This is a genomic window from Cohaesibacter sp. ES.047, assembly GCF_900215505.1.
Classification (GTDB): domain Bacteria; phylum Pseudomonadota; class Alphaproteobacteria; order Rhizobiales; family Cohaesibacteraceae; genus Cohaesibacter.
The window spans coordinates 1-15,527 of sequence record NZ_LT907844.1 but is presented as its reverse complement, the minus strand read 5'-3'; the positions used below and the strand labels follow the sequence as shown (position 1 = coordinate 15,527).

Annotated in this window: 17 protein-coding genes and 3 pseudogenes; 13 read left to right on the top strand and 7 right to left on the bottom strand. The window is 50.5% G+C overall.

Annotation, left to right across the window (positions count from 1 at the left end; all coding sequences use genetic code 11):
* Window positions 1-112 precede the first annotated feature (112 nt).
* Complete coding sequence (locus CPH65_RS00080; protein WP_172891422.1) at window positions 113-2,050, bottom strand: nucleoside-diphosphate sugar epimerase/dehydratase; 1,938 nt, start codon at window positions 2,048-2,050, stop codon at window positions 113-115.
* 431 nt (window positions 2,051-2,481) lie between these two features.
* Between CPH65_RS00080 and CPH65_RS00075 the strand changes: the two genes are divergently transcribed.
* The 4 genes from CPH65_RS00075 to CPH65_RS00060 all read left to right on the top strand — a co-directional run bounded on the left by CPH65_RS00075 (window position 2,482) and on the right by CPH65_RS00060 (window position 7,015).
* Entirely contained in the window at window positions 2,482-3,510 is a 1,029-nt protein-coding gene (locus CPH65_RS00075) for an IS110 family transposase (RefSeq protein WP_096176137.1), read from the top strand.
* A gap of 306 nt (window positions 3,511-3,816) precedes the next feature.
* Window positions 3,817-4,988, top strand: a protein-coding gene (locus CPH65_RS00070; RefSeq protein ID WP_371359365.1) for an IS3 family transposase whose coding sequence is annotated in 2 segments (ribosomal slippage) — window positions 3,817-4,108 and window positions 4,108-4,988 — 1,173 coding nt in all. Because the reading frame shifts where the segments join, the coding sequence is not laid out codon by codon here.
* Complete coding sequence (locus tag CPH65_RS24905) at window positions 4,951-5,430, top strand: transposase (protein WP_371359364.1); 480 nt, start codon at window positions 4,951-4,953, stop codon at window positions 5,428-5,430. The genes CPH65_RS00070 and CPH65_RS24905 overlap by 38 nt, the downstream gene beginning before the upstream one ends.
* A gap of 361 nt (window positions 5,431-5,791) precedes the next feature.
* Window positions 5,792-7,015, top strand: a complete 1,224-nt coding sequence (locus CPH65_RS00060; RefSeq protein ID WP_096171576.1) for an IS256 family transposase — start codon at window positions 5,792-5,794, stop codon at window positions 7,013-7,015.
* A gap of 161 nt (window positions 7,016-7,176) precedes the next feature.
* Here the strand turns inward: CPH65_RS00060 and CPH65_RS00055 are convergent, their stop codons facing one another.
* From CPH65_RS00055 to CPH65_RS00030, 6 genes and pseudogenes are all read right to left on the bottom strand, one after another.
* Window positions 7,177-8,094, bottom strand: coding sequence for a glycosyltransferase family 2 protein (locus CPH65_RS00055; RefSeq protein WP_096171575.1), 918 nt, complete (start codon window positions 8,092-8,094; stop codon window positions 7,177-7,179).
* Window positions 8,095-8,162: 68 nt separating this feature from the next.
* A complete protein-coding gene (gene rfbA, locus CPH65_RS00050; protein ID WP_096171574.1) occupies window positions 8,163-9,029 on the bottom strand; it encodes a glucose-1-phosphate thymidylyltransferase RfbA in 867 nt (288 codons plus the stop codon).
* Window positions 9,026-9,919 carry a dTDP-4-dehydrorhamnose reductase gene (rfbD, locus tag CPH65_RS00045; protein ID WP_096176136.1) on the bottom strand — a complete coding sequence of 298 codons (894 nt, stop codon included), beginning with the start codon at window positions 9,917-9,919 and terminating at the stop codon, window positions 9,026-9,028. Before rfbD ends, rfbA begins: the two co-directional genes overlap by 4 nt.
* Before the next feature lie 2 nt (window positions 9,920-9,921).
* Window positions 9,922-10,976: pseudogene (rfbB, locus tag CPH65_RS00040) on the bottom strand (dTDP-glucose 4,6-dehydratase).
* Window positions 10,976-11,549: pseudogene (rfbC, locus tag CPH65_RS00035) on the bottom strand (dTDP-4-dehydrorhamnose 3,5-epimerase). The pseudogenes rfbB and rfbC overlap by 1 nt, the downstream one beginning before the upstream one ends.
* 334 nt (window positions 11,550-11,883) lie before the next feature.
* Window positions 11,884-12,162 carry a hypothetical protein gene (locus CPH65_RS00030; protein WP_096171573.1) on the bottom strand — a complete coding sequence of 93 codons (279 nt, stop codon included), beginning with the start codon at window positions 12,160-12,162 and terminating at the stop codon, window positions 11,884-11,886.
* A 150-nt stretch (window positions 12,163-12,312) separates the two neighbouring features.
* On the opposite strand from CPH65_RS00030, the gene CPH65_RS24200 reads away from it, so the two are divergent.
* The 9 genes and pseudogenes from CPH65_RS24200 (at window position 12,313) to CPH65_RS24375 (ending at window position 15,195) form a co-directional block, all read left to right on the top strand.
* Complete coding sequence (locus CPH65_RS24200; protein WP_197703920.1) at window positions 12,313-12,501, top strand: hypothetical protein; 189 nt, start codon at window positions 12,313-12,315, stop codon at window positions 12,499-12,501.
* A 153-nt stretch (window positions 12,502-12,654) separates the two neighbouring features.
* Entirely contained in the window at window positions 12,655-12,870 is a 216-nt protein-coding gene (locus tag CPH65_RS24195; protein WP_197703919.1) for a hypothetical protein, read from the top strand.
* Window positions 12,842-13,135 (top strand): hypothetical protein, encoded by a 294-nt coding sequence (locus tag CPH65_RS24190; protein WP_197703918.1) that lies wholly within the window; start codon window positions 12,842-12,844, stop codon window positions 13,133-13,135. Before CPH65_RS24195 ends, CPH65_RS24190 begins: the two co-directional genes overlap by 29 nt.
* Window positions 13,068-13,679, top strand: a complete 612-nt coding sequence (locus CPH65_RS00020) for a phosphodiesterase (protein WP_096171572.1) — start codon at window positions 13,068-13,070, stop codon at window positions 13,677-13,679. The genes CPH65_RS24190 and CPH65_RS00020 overlap by 68 nt, the downstream gene beginning before the upstream one ends.
* Window positions 13,676-14,035, top strand: a complete 360-nt coding sequence (locus CPH65_RS24385; RefSeq protein ID WP_244574490.1) for an HAD hydrolase-like protein — start codon at window positions 13,676-13,678, stop codon at window positions 14,033-14,035. Before CPH65_RS00020 ends, CPH65_RS24385 begins: the two co-directional genes overlap by 4 nt.
* Window positions 13,963-14,153, top strand: a pseudogene (locus tag CPH65_RS24380) (HAD hydrolase-like protein); the annotation flags it as partial. The gene CPH65_RS24385 and the pseudogene CPH65_RS24380, both read left to right, overlap by 73 nt.
* On the top strand, window positions 14,151-14,279 hold the full coding sequence (locus tag CPH65_RS24900) for a hypothetical protein (RefSeq protein WP_371359473.1): 129 nt from the start codon (window positions 14,151-14,153) through the stop codon (window positions 14,277-14,279). The pseudogene CPH65_RS24380 and the gene CPH65_RS24900, both read left to right, overlap by 3 nt.
* Window positions 14,280-14,489: 210 nt before the next feature.
* Window positions 14,490-14,771 carry a hypothetical protein gene (locus tag CPH65_RS24185; RefSeq protein ID WP_197703917.1) on the top strand — a complete coding sequence of 94 codons (282 nt, stop codon included), beginning with the start codon at window positions 14,490-14,492 and terminating at the stop codon, window positions 14,769-14,771.
* Between the two features lie 262 nt (window positions 14,772-15,033).
* Window positions 15,034-15,195: a hypothetical protein gene (locus tag CPH65_RS24375; protein ID WP_244574488.1), complete on the top strand. Its 162-nt coding sequence runs from the start codon at window positions 15,034-15,036 to the stop codon at window positions 15,193-15,195.
* The last annotated feature ends 332 nt before the right edge of the window (window positions 15,196-15,527 follow it).

Here is a 15,527-nt window from a genome sequence, read left to right as displayed (position 1 = left end):
TGGTGATCTGCAGCACATGCTCACCAACTGCCAGTATTAGTTTTCTGTGCGATTTACCTTCGAAAACGTTAACCTAGGGTGAGATTGCACGATAATCAAACTTGAGGATCTTTTATTCTGTCCCCAACTCCATTCTTTGTTGAGTGTCAATGCAATCAACAATCCCCGATTTAGGTGTGAATCCAATCATAGGGTCTGACAGGAACTCAATAGCATGCTCAATATTGAACGACGTAAGCGCCTGATCAAGCGCTTCGAGGAGGGATTGCAGCTTTTCACTCGATGGCACGTCTTCCTGGGCCGTCAAAATATAAGGGTGCACCGTATTTGAAATGTTGCACCCGATCACCAATTCTTCCGTCATCTTCTCGCCGGGCCGTAATCCTGTGAAAGCAATTTCGATTTCGCCGTGGGGGTTGTCTGCGTTTTTGACAGTCCGACCCGATAGCTCAATCATCCTGCACGCAAGGTCGACGATCTTCACTTTCTTACCCATTTCCAAAACGAATACGTCGCCACCAACAGCAAGGCTACCGGCTTGAATGACCAACAGCGCTGCTTCAGGAATGGTCATAAAATAGCGAGTGATGTCAGGATGGGTAATCGTTACCGGGCCACCATTGTCGATTTGCTCCAAGAACAAGGGCACTACCGATCCAGAAGACCCCAGAACATTGCCAAAGCGCACCATGGTGAAAATTGTTTTGTCAGAGCGTTTGGCGATATCCTGAACGATCAATTCTGCAAACCGCTTTGTAGCACCCATAATATTGGTGGTACGCACCGCCTTGTCTGTTGAAATTAGAATGAAGCGTTCAACGCCCAGTTTGATGGCGGATTCACAGACCGTTTTGGTGCCAAAAATATTATTCCGGATGCCAACCAGAACATTCTGCTCAACTAAAGGCACATGTTTATAAGCGGCGGCATGATAGATAGTCTGGATGCCAAAGGTCGAAATGACCTTATGGATATGGTTTTCATCACAAACATTGCCCAAAATTGGAAGGATTTCACACTCCAAATTCTCGCTTTTAAAGTGATCATTCAGTTCGCGCTCGATGCTATAGAGATTGTATTCGCAGGCCTCGAAGAGAACAAGCTTCTTTGGATTGTTGCGAATGACTTGCCGACAGATTTCAGACCCGATAGAGCCGCCAGCACCAGTTACCATGACCGATTTACCTAAGAGACTTGCCGTGATAAGCGCTTGATCAGGAACAACCGCTTTACGCCCCAAGAGATCCTTGATTTCCAACTTGCGCAAGGTGTCAATTTGGGCGCGGCCGGTTACAATTTCCGACATCGCCGGAACGGTCAAGGCATTAATATTGGCGCGGGCCAGTTTCTCTACGATGCGGCTCCTATCATCGGGAGACGCAGAGGGAAGAGCGAGTAAAACATGCTTTATGTCGAGGCTTTCAACCAGCTTGATCAGATCTTCGCCACTATAGACACGCAAACCATGAACTATGGCTCCTTGCAGATTTTCGCTATCATCAATGTAAGCGACCGCTTTAAATTCTGCGCTATCAGCAAGGGCAGTTGCCAGTTGAACCCCCGCCCCGCCCGCTCCGTAGATTGCGACGCTTTCTTTGTTCAGCAGGTGTGTTAAAACCCATCGATAATAATAGCGATACAAATAGCGCGTGCTTGCGACATAGGCGGTGCAGACAAAAGCGAACAGTATAGGCACAGAGCGAGGCATGATCGGATCTACAACAAAAAACCCGAGGATCATAATGCACACGCTTAAAAGCACGATAGATTTCAGAATGAGAACGAGTGTATGCGACCCGATATAGCGCAACACAGAGCGGTAGATGCGAAAATGCGTGAATATTGCAACGCCTGCAATTGAAGCAAAAGGAAAGACCCACCAATGTACAATCATGCGCTCCCATGGCCACCATTCCGCCAAACGAAGCACATAGGCACACCATAAACAGATAGGAATAAGAATCGCATCGACCATCATCATGATGATGCGTTTCCAAGTCCGTGGAATGCCAGTCAAAATGGCATGTAATTCTCTATGTTTGATAGACATTGATCCTTAAGAACGCCATACCGTTCGCCATTGCAGGCTGATGCCAGTTGGTTCTGTATCCTGCTTTCATTTATCGATTTGGGGTCCACAAGCTCTCCTCTTAATACAATCTGATATGGAAAGTCACTGCTATTAATTGATAGTAAGTGAATCACCACCGGAGTTGGAGCTTTTGTCAAAACTGATGTTTGAGGATTTTCAAGCTCGACCAATGCGCTGAAAATAGCTGGCGCAAACTTCGCGGCTTAGCTCACCTCTCCGACGTCACCGAGTGCGTCCACTTCGTCAACGGAATCAAGCCATCAAACCAGCAAAAGGCCGCTGCTTAATAATCTGTATTGACCCATTGAAACAGAGTTAATGGGATGAACTGCCTTTCCGCCAAATTCAAGCTATATTAGCTGAGATTGAGGGATAGGAGGATCATCATGATGAATATCGCGATCTTGGGCATAGATCTAGGCAAAACTGTATGCAGCCTCGCCGGTTTGGACAAGGATGGGGCCGTCATTTTCCGCAGACGCATTAAGCGTTTTAAATTGCTAGATTTTCTTGATGAGCTTTCCCCTTGTATTGTGGCTATGGAAGCATGCGGAGGAGCCCATCACATTGGCCGATTTTGCCTGACCAAAGGTCACGAACCTCGGCTAATGTCGCCGTTATATGTGCGTCCCTATGTGAAGGTACACAAGAATGACGACCGTGACGCAGAAGCGATCGCCGAAGCAGCAACACGCTCCACGATGACTTTCGTTGCAATCAAATCTGAAGAACAGTTGGATCTTCAGGCTATCCATCGTCATCGTGAAAGGTTGGTTCAAAGCCGAACGCGTCTCATCAATCAAGCTCGCGGCCTCCTTATGGAAAGAGGGATTAGCATCGGAACTGGACGGCATGTCTTCCAGAAGGCCCTGAAAATGCTGACTAGCAAGGCCGAATTAGATTTATCGCCTCGTATGATTGTCATGTTTGAGAGTATGGCTTCGGAGCTGGCCGCATTGAATAAACAGATTAGTGGTCTAGATCAAGAAATCCGATCAACAGCTCAGCATGACAATGATATGCGTCGCCTTATGGAAATACCTGGTGTTGGACCAGCAATAGCGAGTGCTCTAGTCGCAGCAGTGGGCGCAGCAGAGAATTTTGGCAAAGCCCGCGATATGGCCGCATGGCTTGGGCTGGTTCCTCGACAAGTATCAACAGGAGGAAAAGCCAAGCTGATAGGAATATCGAAGCATGGAAACAGCTACCTCCGAAAACTCTTCATTCATGGTGCACGCACAGTTCTTCACTTGGTGCAGGATCGGAACACCCCAATCACTCAGTGGGTTGATCGGTTAAAAGAGCGAGCTCATGTTAATGTTGTAGCCGTTGCCATGGCGAACAAGATGGCCCGAATTGCATGGGTTATCCTTACCAGGGGTGAAAGGTACAACGCCAGTAGATTGATCGAAGTATAGGCTAGAATAAACACTTCTGGCAAAGCCGAAATCTGCGAGCGAAATAGAGATGGACCAACGACCAATCGGCGTTTTTTAAGCCTGACCGGGACCATGGCCAAAAGGCCGAAGAGGTAATGAGGCAAAGAATGCGCGACTTCCCATCTTGGTTAGGAGCAAAAAAACGCTCCGTGGTAAGACCGAATACATAGAAGCAGGGTCAACGGAACATCAAAAAGGGCTTGCAGAGGAGAGGCAGTTCATACATGGTCCTGGATTTTGGACCATATGTTAAGGTGGATCGTCTGAAAAGAAAGACGATCCGAAATGACGAAGAGAAAACGCTATTCTGCGGATTTTAAAGCCAAGGTTGCGCTTGAAGCGATCCGGGAAGAATTGACGCTTTCCGAGCTGTCGAAGAAGTATGACGTGCACCCGAATATGATCAGCACCTGGAAGTGGGCCGCGATCGAGAATATGGCGACAGCTTTTTCGAAGGGCAAGGAAACAGAGAGCCAGGCCAGTGCCGAGGAAATCGTGAAGCTTCACGCCAAGATTGGCCAGTTGGTCGTGGAGCGGGATTTTTTATCACAAGCCTCTGTTCTACTGGGCGTGAATGGAGGCAAAAAGCGGTGATGCGGGATCATTCCAAGCTCAGTATCCGTCGCCAATGCAAGCTTTTGTCTCTGTCGCGCTCGGGTCTATATTATCAGCCGGTCGGCGAAAGTGCTGAGAATCTGCGGTTCATGGAAATCATTGATAAGCAGTTTCTGGAAACGCCTTGGTATGGTTCCCGGCAAATGGCCCGCTACATGAAACGACAGGGCTATAAATGCGGGCGTCATCGTGTTCGCCGTCTGATGCGATTGATGCGGCTGGTTCCAATCTACCGGGAACCCAATACCAGCAAGAAGCATCCGGCGCACAAGATCTGGCCATATCTGCTGAAGGATGTGTCGATTGATCGGCCCAACCAAGTCTGGTGTGTCGACATCACCTATATCCCGATGCGTCGCGGCTTTCTATATCTGGTGGCAATCATGGACTGGTATAGCCGGAAGGTCTTGTCCTGGCGGCTTTCCAACAGCATGGAAGCCAGTTTCTGTGTCGATGCTTTGAAAGAGGCCTTGGTCAAATACGGACCGCCGGAAATCATGAATAGCGATCAGGGATCCCAACTTACCAGTTCCGACTGGATCCAGACCCTGACCGATGCTGAGGTGAAAATCTCCATGCCTCTCGGTGATGCTTCGCATCAACTGCCGGTAATAGACGGTCGAGGGCGCTGGGTTGATAACCGTATGATTGAACGGCTCTGGCGATCCATCAAATACGAATGCATTTATCTCAATGCTTTCGAGACAGGATCAGAGGCGAGGATTGGTATCGCGAAATGGATTACCTATTACAATGTCGAGCGACCTCATTCCAGCCATGGCATCTTGACCCCGAACGAGGCATATGACACCACACCAACCATCGAGAAAATCGCAGCCTGATGTGAAAACTGATCCACCTTATTGGGGCTGCAGAATGGTCCAAAATCCAGGACCACCTCTACGCACAGGAAAAGCGACGACTGCGACAGCCGCTCTGGAACATGCTCTGATCAGTCGATTTGGAACACTTGGTCGTGTCGATCGGGAATTCCAGCTCCGCTCTGACAATGGATTGGTTTTTACCAGCAGGCACTTCACAGCCATGGTTCGAAGTTATGGTCTCAAACAGGAGTTCATAACTCCGCATTACCCGCAACAGAATGGAATGGTCGAACGTGTTATCAGAACAATGAAAGAACAATGCATTCACAGACACCGCTTCGAAACCATTAAACATGCAAATCGGGTTATAAGCGATTGGATTGCCTTTTACAATAATTACCGCCCGCACCAAGCACTCGCCATGCGGACACCCGCTGAGGCATTCAAATTAGCAGCATAAACTGTGCAGATTCCGATGGGTCAATACAGCCGTCCCTTGTGGTCGACAACCGCTTGAACAGGCAGTTCGAAGTCGAGGCGGTGGAGCTTATGTCGAGTCTGGTGTTTGAAGATTTTTCAAGCAGCGGCTTTTTGTTGGGGTGATGCCATTGACGCCCTCAGTGGCGTCGGCGAGGTGAGCGAAGCTGCGAAGCTGCGAAGCTTGTGAGGTGGTCTTAGGCTGTAAATGCATAAAAGTTGTTTGTTTTTTTGTTTTGTTTGTGATTTAAGGACTTTAGGTGGTTGATCCCATACGAATTTATCTGGGACTATGGAGAATTTTGTGCCCTGGCGTGGTAACTCTAATATGAGGAGACCCACGTATGAGCATCGACAAAGCCCTTTTGGATCATCTGATGGAAGGCCGCAAAGCGGGCGATCTGTTCGGAGAGGACGGGATTCTGCAAGAACTGACCAAGGCGCTGGCCGAACGAGCCCTGAGCGCCGAACTGGACGAGCATCTGACCGAAGAACGCGCCGATGCGCCGCCTGAAGGCGCGAACCAGGCGCCAAATCGTCGCAATGGCCGCAGCCAGAAGACGGTGACCACCGACAGCGGGAAGGTCATTCTCGACATTCCCCGTGACCGCAACGGCAGCTTTGATCCTCTGCTGATCGCCAAGTATCAGCGCCGCTTTCCCGAGTTCGACACCAAGATCATCAGCATGTACGCGCGCGGGATGACGACCCGCGAGATCCAGGGGCATATCGAGGATATCTATGGTATAGAGGCGTCCCCGAGCCTGATTTCGGCGATCACCGATGCCGTGATGGAGGAAGTGACCGCCTGGCAGAACCGCCCGCTGGAACCGTGTTATCCGATTGTGTTCATGGACGCGATCCGGGTCAAGATCCGCACCGACGGCGTGGTTCTGAACAAGGCGGTTTTTGTGGCCCTGGCTGTTCTCCCGGACGGCACCCGCGACGTTCTGGGGCTTTGGTTCCAGGCCAATGAGGGTGCCAAGTTCTGGGCTAAAGTTCTCAGCGATCTGCGCAACCGTGGCGTTCAGGACATTCTCATCGCCGTCGTGGACGGTCTGAAGGGCTTCCCCCAGGCCATCGAGGCAGCCTTTCCTCAGACCCAGGTCCAGACCTGTATCGTGCATCTGCTGCGCCATTCCATGAGCTTTGCCAGCTACAAGGATCGCAAGGCCGTCGCAGCGGCTCTTAAGGCTGTCTACACCGCTGTGGACGCAGCAGCCGCGGAGACTGCGCTGGCGGAGTTCGAAAACAGCGACCTTGCCGCCAAATACCCGGCAATCGCGCCGAGTTGGCGCCGGACTTGGAACGAGGTGATCCCGTTCCTTGACTATCCGCCCCAAGTGCGCAGGCTGATCTACACCACGAACGCCATTGAAGCACTGAACTCGAAAATCCGCCGGGCCGTTCGCTCCCGCGGGCATTTCCCCAGTGACGAGGCAGCTGCGAAATTGATTTATCTCGCCCTGAATGCTACTTCTGTGGAATGGAAACGCTCCGTGCGCGAATGGCACTCAGTGAAAAGCCAGTTCGCAATAATGTTCGAAGATCGTTTCCAAATGGCGTAATCAAAGCGCCAGGGCACAAAATTCTGCATAGTCCCATTTATCTTCAAAAAGTGGACAGAGGATCCGGAAAGATTCAAAATGAATCCGATCCATCAAATCCCGGGACCGAACACCTAAATTAAACAGCCTCAGGTAAACCCAGCGCAGTTCAACCTAAAGAATTATATTCTCCTAAAAAGGGCTGCAGCATATAGCGCAATAGAGGAAATCAGTGTCTGGCGCCTAAATCCTCTACGCATCAATTCTAATGCGAACCCGACACTTCCCCCTTCGCGAGCACGAACAAAGCGATCAAGTTTGGCGGCATTTTCAACTGTAAGGTAACAAGAATTCTTCTGAAGTGCGCTCAGGTGAAGATCGGTCCAAGTTTTGAAGCGACCATTAAGTAGCATCTTAAAACGTATTATATTTTCACTCAATCCGGAGTTGTTACCAACCAAATTTGCTTCATGTTGGCGATATTCCACAAAAACTTCTTTATCGTAAAATACGTTGCCACCTGCTCCAGAAACCCAGATATATGCCCACCAATCATGAGATACAATTCTTGAGTCGGCACTAACTTTTTGCAAGAGAGCTAATGTCGGAAAATTGAACACCATGGTGTTCCCACCCACGATAGATTGAACTAAAGCATTGCCAAAACACGGCTTATTGCTCATCAAAGGCGACTGACCATACGGTATTCCCTTTGAATCAACTATTCTAGTACGTCCTCCATAAAGGCAAATCTTTCCAGACCCCATCAAAGCAATTTTCTCTTGAGCTTGCAACAGCTTGTTAGGTAACCAGACATCATCTTGATCAGAGAAGGCATAATAATCGTAACCATCAGGAGCACAAAGCAGCAAACGCCTAAAATTTTCCGCAAATCCTAGCTTTGGACCTTCAATGATTTTTACGTGTCCCTTGCTCCACCTCGAAGCCCATTTTTCTAGGTGTACCCACGTCCCATCTGTGGAGCCATCATCCGAAATCAGAAGGTCAATATTATCCACATTTTGATCAAGAATGCTTTCGAGTTGTTCATCTAAAAACTCGAGCCCATTGTAGGTGGCTAAAAGGATCAAAAAACGCATATTTTTACGATATCAGATGAAACAATATTTTCGAGTTGTTATCCAGAATTCGAACCAACATTAAAATTCTACTGAGTGATTAGCATCCGCAAATAAGTACCATAATCGCCCCTGCCTGCATTTTCGGCGAGTTTGGCTAGATCGTCAGCGTTAATAAAGCCCTTGGTGAAGGCGATTTCTTCCGGGCAGGCGATCTTGAAACCCTGTCGTTTTTCAAGCGTGCGGACGAACAGGCCGGCTTCGAGAAGGCTTTCCGGCGTGCCCGTATCCAGCCATGCATAGCCGCGCCCCATGATGGAGACGTTCAGCTTGCCGCGGTCGAGATAGATCTGGTTGACGTCGGTGATTTCATATTCGCCGCGCTTCGATGGCTTCAGGTCGGCGACGATATCGACGACCGCGCTGTCGTAGAAATAAAGTCCGGTAACGGCCCAGTTGGATTTCGGCCTAGCGGGTTTTTCCTCAATCGAAATCGCCTTCATACTGGTATCGAAATCGACGACGCCGTAACGCTCTGGATCGTGGACGCGATAAGCAAAGACGGTCGCGCCATCGGTGATTGCCTTTGCGTCATCGAGAAGCTCGGGCAGGCCGTGGCCGTAATAAATGTTGTCACCAAGGATCAGGCAGGAGGGCGAGCCCCCCACGAAATCCGCCCCGATCATATAGGCTTGCGCTAGACCGTCCGGGCTTGGCTGTTCGGCATAGGTGAGCGAAAGCCCCCATTGCGCGCCGTCTCCCAGAAGCTTCTGGAAGAGCGGCATATCATGCGGCGTGGAAATGATCAGGATTTCGCGGATATCCGCCAGCATCAAAACGCTAAGCGGGTAATAGATCATCGGCTTGTCATAAATCGGGATGATCTGCTTGCTGATCACAAGCGTCATCGGGTGGAGGCGCGTGCCACTACCGCCTGCGAGAATGATGCCCTTCATGATGCTCCTCCAGTGTCGCTGATCAGCGCGCGAACAACCTCGCGCGTCGATGCCTGCCAGTTTGGCATGCGGATACCGAATTCCGCCTCAAGCTTTCCGCAATCAAGCCGCGAATTGGCAGGCCGCTTGGCAGGGGTCGGATAATCCGCGGTGGTGATCGCCGTCACCATCACGCGCTTGCCCGTCTCATCGTAAAGCGCGTCGAAGATTTCCGCTGCAAAGTCGGCCCAGCTCGTCTCACCATGGCCGCTCATATGGAATATGCCGCGCAATCCTTGCGATGAATTGGCAAGCATCTGCCGCGCGGCGGAAACCAGCGCTTCTGCAATATCCCGCGCGGAGGTGGGGCAGCCGAACTGATCGCCAACCACGCCCACGCTGTCGCGCGTTTCTGCAAGCCGTAGCATGGTCTTCACGAAATTCTTGCCATAGGGCGAATAGACCCAGGCGGTTCGAAAGATTGCATGATTGTCCGTTGCCCGCGCCACGGCCTCTTCGCCGTCCAGTTTCGAGCGGCCGTAAATGGTGGCAGGCCCGGTTGGATCGCTTTCGATATAGGCGCGGTTAAGCGTGCCATCGAAGACATAATCGGTCGAAAGGTGAAGCACCGGGATATTCAGGCTTGCTGCGGCCGCAGCCACAGCACCAGCCCCATCGCGGTTGTTGGCAAAGGCCAGATCGGGCTCGCTTTCCGCCGCATCCACCGCAGTATAGGCTGCCGCCGAAACCACCGTATCGGCCTTTGCCGCATCAATAGCTGCCCGCACGCTTTCTGCATCCGTCAGATCCATCTCGGGCCGCCCGATGGCAACCACTTCGAGATCGTCAAGGTTCAGCCCCTGCAAAGCCTGGCTCACCTGTCCATTTTTGCCCGTCACCGCAAGTCGCATGGTCATGCCTTCTTCAACATGCCAAGCCGCTTGCCGGAATAAACACCCTTGCGCAGCGGCTCCACCACCAGTCATTGTCGAGATACCACTCGACCGTCTTGGCAATGCCGGTGTCGAAGGTCTCTTCGGCATTCCAGCCAAGCTCGGTTTCGAGTTTGGTGGCGTCGATGGCATAGCGCGCATCGTGGCCGGGCCGGTCGATGACGTAAGTTATAAGCTGGCTATGTGGTTTGCTGGAGGGGCGCAGTTGATCCATGATCTCGCAAACGCGGGTGACGACATCGATATTGCGCCGCTCATTGCGCCCGCCGACATTGTATTTCTCGCCGGGACGCCCTTTTCTCGTAACAAGCCAAAGGGCGCGCGCATGATCCTCCACGTAAAGCCAGTCGCGAATATTCGCGCCATTGCCATAAACGGGCAGCGGTTTGCCTTCCAGTGCATTCAGAATGATGAGCGGGATGAGCTTTTCGGGGAAATGGAAGGGCCCGTAATTGTTCGAGCAATTGGAGATTACCGCCGGGAAACCGTAAGTTCGCTGCCATGCAGAGACCAGATGGTCGCTTGCCGCCTTGGATGCCGAATAAGGCGATGAGGGATCGTAAGGCGTTGTTTCTTCAAATAGCCCCTCTTCGCCAAGCGAGCCGTAAACCTCGTCGGTCGACACATGTAGCATGCGGAAGGCCGCCTTCTTGTCATCCTTAAGGCTGTTCCAGTATTTGCGGCCTGCCTCCAGCATGTTGAACGTGCCGTTCACATTGGTTTGCACGAAATCGGCAGCCCCGGTGATTGAGCGGTCGACATGGCTTTCCGCTGCCAGATGCATGACATAATCCGGCTGGAAGCTTTCAAAAGCTTCGGCAATCGCTGATTCGTCGCAAATATCTGCCTGTAGAAAGCGATAGTTTGGACGCTCCGCGATCGGCTTCAGCGAGGCGAGATTGCCCGCATAGGTGAGCTTGTCGACATTGAGAACCTCAGCTCCGATATCGCTGACGAGGTAACGCACGAGTGCCGAGCCGATAAATCCCGCCCCGCCAGTGATGAGAACCCGCATTAATTCGCCTCCCGCGCGTGACAGTGGAAATAGGCTGGCATATCGGCGAGCATCGGCTGCTTTTTGTCCTTGTCAGAAAGAATGCAATCAACGCTTTGCGGCCAGGATATGCCGATCGCCGGATCGTTCCAGCGCAGTCCGCGATCGTTTTCCGCGCTATATGGTGCCGTGACCTTATAAGCGATCATCGTGTCGGGTTTAAGCGTCATGAAACCGTGCGCCATGCCGGGCGGGACCCATAATTGCTGGCCGTTTTCCGCCGAAAGCTCAACGCCAACCCACTGACCAAACGTTGGCGAGCCATGCCGGATATCAACCGCGACATCGAAAAGCGCGCCCTTGATGCAGCGCACCAGCTTGCCTTGCGCAAACGGATCAAGCTGAAAATGCAGCCCCCGCATCGTGCCGACATCGGCGGACAGCGATTCATTGTCCTGCACGAAAGTTACATCGGCAACATTCTCCCGAAAACCAGCCATCCTTGAAGACCTCGCAGAAATACCCTCGGTGATCGCCATGGTGCACCGGCGAAATAGAAACGAGGCCCGGAATTTTGGTAGGCGTGACGTGCAAAGAGTGACCTCTCATCGCTTAACAATTGGAACATGTAAATTTTGCATATTGTGTCTTTGTGATAACCGAAAATTCCGGTGTGACAAATAGATTAATTATATTGCTTCATTTTACTCGCCACTATCATCAGGCAATCCGACCTGAAACGCGCAAAATCGGAAGGCAAAACCCTCGGTGTCCCCGCAACGCTCAGCAAAAAATAGAAGCAGGATGTGCGAGACGAGCTCGCAAAAGGGCATGAGTGCTTCGGCAATCGCCAGGAAATTTGTCACTATTTGCCACTAGTAGGCAGACCATCATGCGGGTTCGCGGAAATAAATCTTGTTCTGACCCCTTATAAGGTACTATCCAACTCTATCGCTTCAAAACATCTTTTCACATTTTGAAATTTCTTCAGCGCGTGCAGACCTTCCAAAATGCCGATGTAAGCACTGAGATTGTCCGGATCGACAGAAATGCACCGATTAAATTTATCAAGTGCCTCTTCTTGGTGGTTCTGCCCCAGAGCCTCCCACCCTAAAAACAAGAGCTCAGTTTGACCGTCCGCCAGACCAGTCGAGTCGTGCCTTGAAGTCAATTTTCTAAATGCCACTTCAGCCCTTCCGGCAAACATTCTAACCTTCTTAGCATTGGCAATCCTACTCCCTTACTTTCGAACAAAGCGAAAATCGACCGACCCAAACCCCATCTAAATATTGTATTGTCTTTGAAAGATGCTAGTAGTACGTCCGGCATTTGGCTGTCAAATAAATAGGGGGATAAGATGCTCAATATTGTTATACCAATGGCTGGCGCGGGAAGCCGGTTCGCGGCAGCCGGGTACAAACTGCCCAAACCACTTATCGAAGTGCAAGGCGTCCCAATGATCAAGCTGGTCATCAAAAACCTGCGCACGACCACGCCACATCGCTTTGTGTTCATCTGTCAGCAGGGAGCACCTGGAAAAGTTTGACTTGGCTGCCAAAACTTGAAAAATGGGCACCAGGCTGCGAGATTGTTGCGGTCAAGGGCTTAACTGAAGGCGCGGCCTGTACGGTCTTGGCGGCGAAAAGCTTCATCAATAACGCCGATCCGTTGATGATCGCCAATTCGGACCAATATGTCGATGTCAAGATCGACGATTACGTCGGCGCTATGGGCGGAAGGGAATTTGGACGGCTTGATAATGACAATGAAGGCCGACGATCCAAAGTGGTCTTTTGTTGGTTTCGATGCGGCAGGGAATGTCAACTGTGTCGTCGAGAAACAGGTCATTTCCGACGAAGCGACCGTTGGGATTTACAACTTCAAGCATGGCTGCGGACTTCGTGTCGGCCGCTGAGGAAATGATTGAAGCAGATCTGCGCGTAAACGGCGAATTTTATGTCGCGCCTGCGTATAATTTGCTGATCGCAAAGTCGGAAAAAATCGGCGTCTATAATATCGGGTCTGAGGCCGATGGGATGTATGGGCTTGGCATTCCGGCTGATTTGAACTTGTTTTTGGAACTTCTCTTTCAAAGAAAATTGCAGTACAAGAATGAAGATTATTTCCCACCGCGGTTATTGGAAAGAGCCTCTGGAAAAGAACAGGGATGTGGCCTTTAACCGTTCTTTCTCTCTGGAGTTCGGCACCGAAACAGACGTTCGTGACCGCAAAGGCCAATTAGCGGTCGCGCATGATCCAGCAACTGCGTATGACATGAGCTTGCCCTCACTTTTGGCGATGGCTCCCAAACACTTGCTCTTGGCTTTGAACATCAAAGCCGACGGATTGGCGGGGCTCCTGAAGGAACAACTGGAGGCAGCAAATATTACGGAGTATTTCGTCTTCGACATGGCCGTCCCTGATATGCGGGATTACTTTCGTCTCGAAATGCCAGTATATACGCGCCTCAGTGAGGTCGAAAAAGTACCCGCTTATCTCGACCAAGCAACCGGCATTTGGCTAGATAGTTTTGGAGCGGAATGGTACGGCGAAGCCGAGCTTGAGGAATTGTTGAAGCTTGGCAAACCAATTTGTGTAGTTTCCGCAGATCTGCACAGGCGTTCAAACCACGCTCAATGGCGCCTACTTGCCAAATTCAACCATTGGAAAAACATCACCCTTTGCACCGATTTTCCGGAACAAGCGCGCGAGTATTTCACATGAGAATCAAAGCCATAATTTTCGATATGGATGGCGTTCTAATCGAGGCCAAGGATTGGCACTATGAAGCACTTAACCGAGCGCTTCTGTTGTTTGGATATGAAATAAGCCGTTTTGATCATCTGACAACATATGACGGATTGCCGACGCGCAAGAAATTGGAGATGCTCAGCGCTGAACGCAACCTGCCGCGGTCTTTGCACAGCTTCATCAATGAAATGAAGCAGATTACACAACGGAGATCATTCACCAACGCTGTCGCCCTCTCTTTGTTCATGAATACGCGTTGTCCACACTCAAGGCGAAAGGCTACAAGCTTGGTCTTGCCAGTAATTCAATTCGAAGCACAATTGAGTTGATGATGGAAAAGGCTAGCCTGAAACAATATCTTGACGTGATCCGCTCCAATGAGGATGTCACGGAAGGCAAACCCAATCCGCAATTTACACCAGTGCTATCGAGGCGTTGAACCTCATGCCGGAAGAGTGCTTGGTCGTCGAAGACAACGAGAATGGAATACGTGCTGCGCGTGCGGCGGTGCGCATGTCCTTGTTGTTCATGAAGTCACTGACGTTACATTGGACAGGATCACCAACTTTATAGAACATGCTGAAGGGAAGGCTGTATCCTTATGAACGTATTGCTTTTAGCGGCTGGAGAAGCCGCCGACCACGATTCATATCCCCTCTGCCTAAGTGAGTTTGATGGCGAGCCCCTAATCGCGAAACAACTTAGTGCTTGCGCCGGTCTGGAAGCTGAAAAAAATAATTGTGGCGATGCCCAAAACGGACGTCGAAAAATTTCACCTTGATAATGTTGTTTAGATTGCTGGAACCGAAAAGCGTAGTTGTCAAAATTGAAAATCCGACCAGCGGTGCAGCTTGCACTGCTTTACTTGCCGCTGGCTTCATCGACAACGATAAGGAATTGCTGATCATAAACGCAAATGAGTTGATTGATGTCAATTTCGCGGACATTGTTGGTGGGTTTCGAGAACGCTCCCTTGCTGCAGGCGTTCTGACCTTCAAATCTGTCCACCCGCGATATTCCTATGTGAAGCTGGACGATAGCGGCTTTTGTCATGGAAGCTGCTGAAAAGCGCCCCATCAGCCAAAACGCCACCGTTGGCTTTTACTGGTATCGACACGGGCATGACTTCGTAAACGCCGCAAAAAATATGATTCGTAAAGGGGCAAGCGTTCAGGGTGGATTCTATATTTGCCCCGTGTTCAACGAATTCATACTAGAGCAAAAAGCAGGTAGGCTCATCCGTTTTGGATATTAAAAAATATCATCCCCTCAAATCCGAACGGGAAATCGATCGCTACGAAGCTGTATCTCAGAGGAGCAATACCTAGTGAAAACAATGCGTTTGGAAGATATGGTAAAAGGCTGGTTTGTTGGTAATTTTAAACCAGCCGCCTATCAAACCACTGACTGCGAAGTTGCAGTCAAGACTTATCGCAAAGGCGATAAGGAGAAAGAACACTATCATAAAATGCTACGGAAATCACATTGATTTTAAATGGCCGGGTGCGTATGGTGTGATGCCGAATGGGGCGATGGAGACATATTAGTCCTCGAGCCAAGGGACGCAACCTCATTTGAGGCGCTGACAGACGTAACTACTGTGGTTGTGAAACACCCCGGTGCCAACGACGACAAGTATTTGGGAAGGCCTGAAGGTTGAAGAACATTATCAAAACACCCTACAGTTTGCGGTTTGATCCAGCAAGGCTTACTCAAGCGATAGATTGGCATGGGCACTTGGCATTTGCTGCTTGGTTAATTGAAACGTTACGCCCCCACATACTTGTAGAACTTGGTGTTTTTCGCGGAGACAGCTTCGCG

Coding starts and splice junctions, on each gene's coding strand:
- CPH65_RS00080 (WP_172891422.1), bottom strand. CDS start 2,050: ATGTCTATCAAACATAGAGAATTACATGCCATTTTGACTGGCATTCCA.
- CPH65_RS00075 (WP_096176137.1), top strand. CDS start 2,482: ATGAATATCGCGATCTTGGGCATAGATCTAGGCAAAACTGTATGCAGC.
- CPH65_RS24905 (WP_371359364.1), top strand. CDS start 4,951: ATGACACCACACCAACCATCGAGAAAATCGCAGCCTGATGTGAAAACT.
- CPH65_RS00060 (WP_096171576.1), top strand. CDS start 5,792: ATGAGCATCGACAAAGCCCTTTTGGATCATCTGATGGAAGGCCGCAAA.
- CPH65_RS00055 (WP_096171575.1), bottom strand. CDS start 8,094: ATGCGTTTTTTGATCCTTTTAGCCACCTACAATGGGCTCGAGTTTTTA.
- rfbA (WP_096171574.1), bottom strand. CDS start 9,029: ATGAAGGGCATCATTCTCGCAGGCGGTAGTGGCACGCGCCTCCACCCG.
- rfbD (WP_096176136.1), bottom strand. CDS start 9,919: ATGCGACTTGCGGTGACGGGCAAAAATGGACAGGTGAGCCAGGCTTTG.
- CPH65_RS00030 (WP_096171573.1), bottom strand. CDS start 12,162: ATGTTTGCCGGAAGGGCTGAAGTGGCATTTAGAAAATTGACTTCAAGG.
- CPH65_RS24200 (WP_197703920.1), top strand. CDS start 12,313: ATGCTCAATATTGTTATACCAATGGCTGGCGCGGGAAGCCGGTTCGCG.
- CPH65_RS24195 (WP_197703919.1), top strand. CDS start 12,655: ATGTCAAGATCGACGATTACGTCGGCGCTATGGGCGGAAGGGAATTTG.
- CPH65_RS24190 (WP_197703918.1), top strand. CDS start 12,842: ATGGCTGCGGACTTCGTGTCGGCCGCTGAGGAAATGATTGAAGCAGAT.
- CPH65_RS00020 (WP_096171572.1), top strand. CDS start 13,068: ATGAAGATTATTTCCCACCGCGGTTATTGGAAAGAGCCTCTGGAAAAG.
- CPH65_RS24385 (WP_244574490.1), top strand. CDS start 13,676: ATGAGAATCAAAGCCATAATTTTCGATATGGATGGCGTTCTAATCGAG.
- CPH65_RS24900 (WP_371359473.1), top strand. CDS start 14,151: ATGCCGGAAGAGTGCTTGGTCGTCGAAGACAACGAGAATGGAATACGT.
- CPH65_RS24185 (WP_197703917.1), top strand. CDS start 14,490: ATGTTGTTTAGATTGCTGGAACCGAAAAGCGTAGTTGTCAAAATTGAA.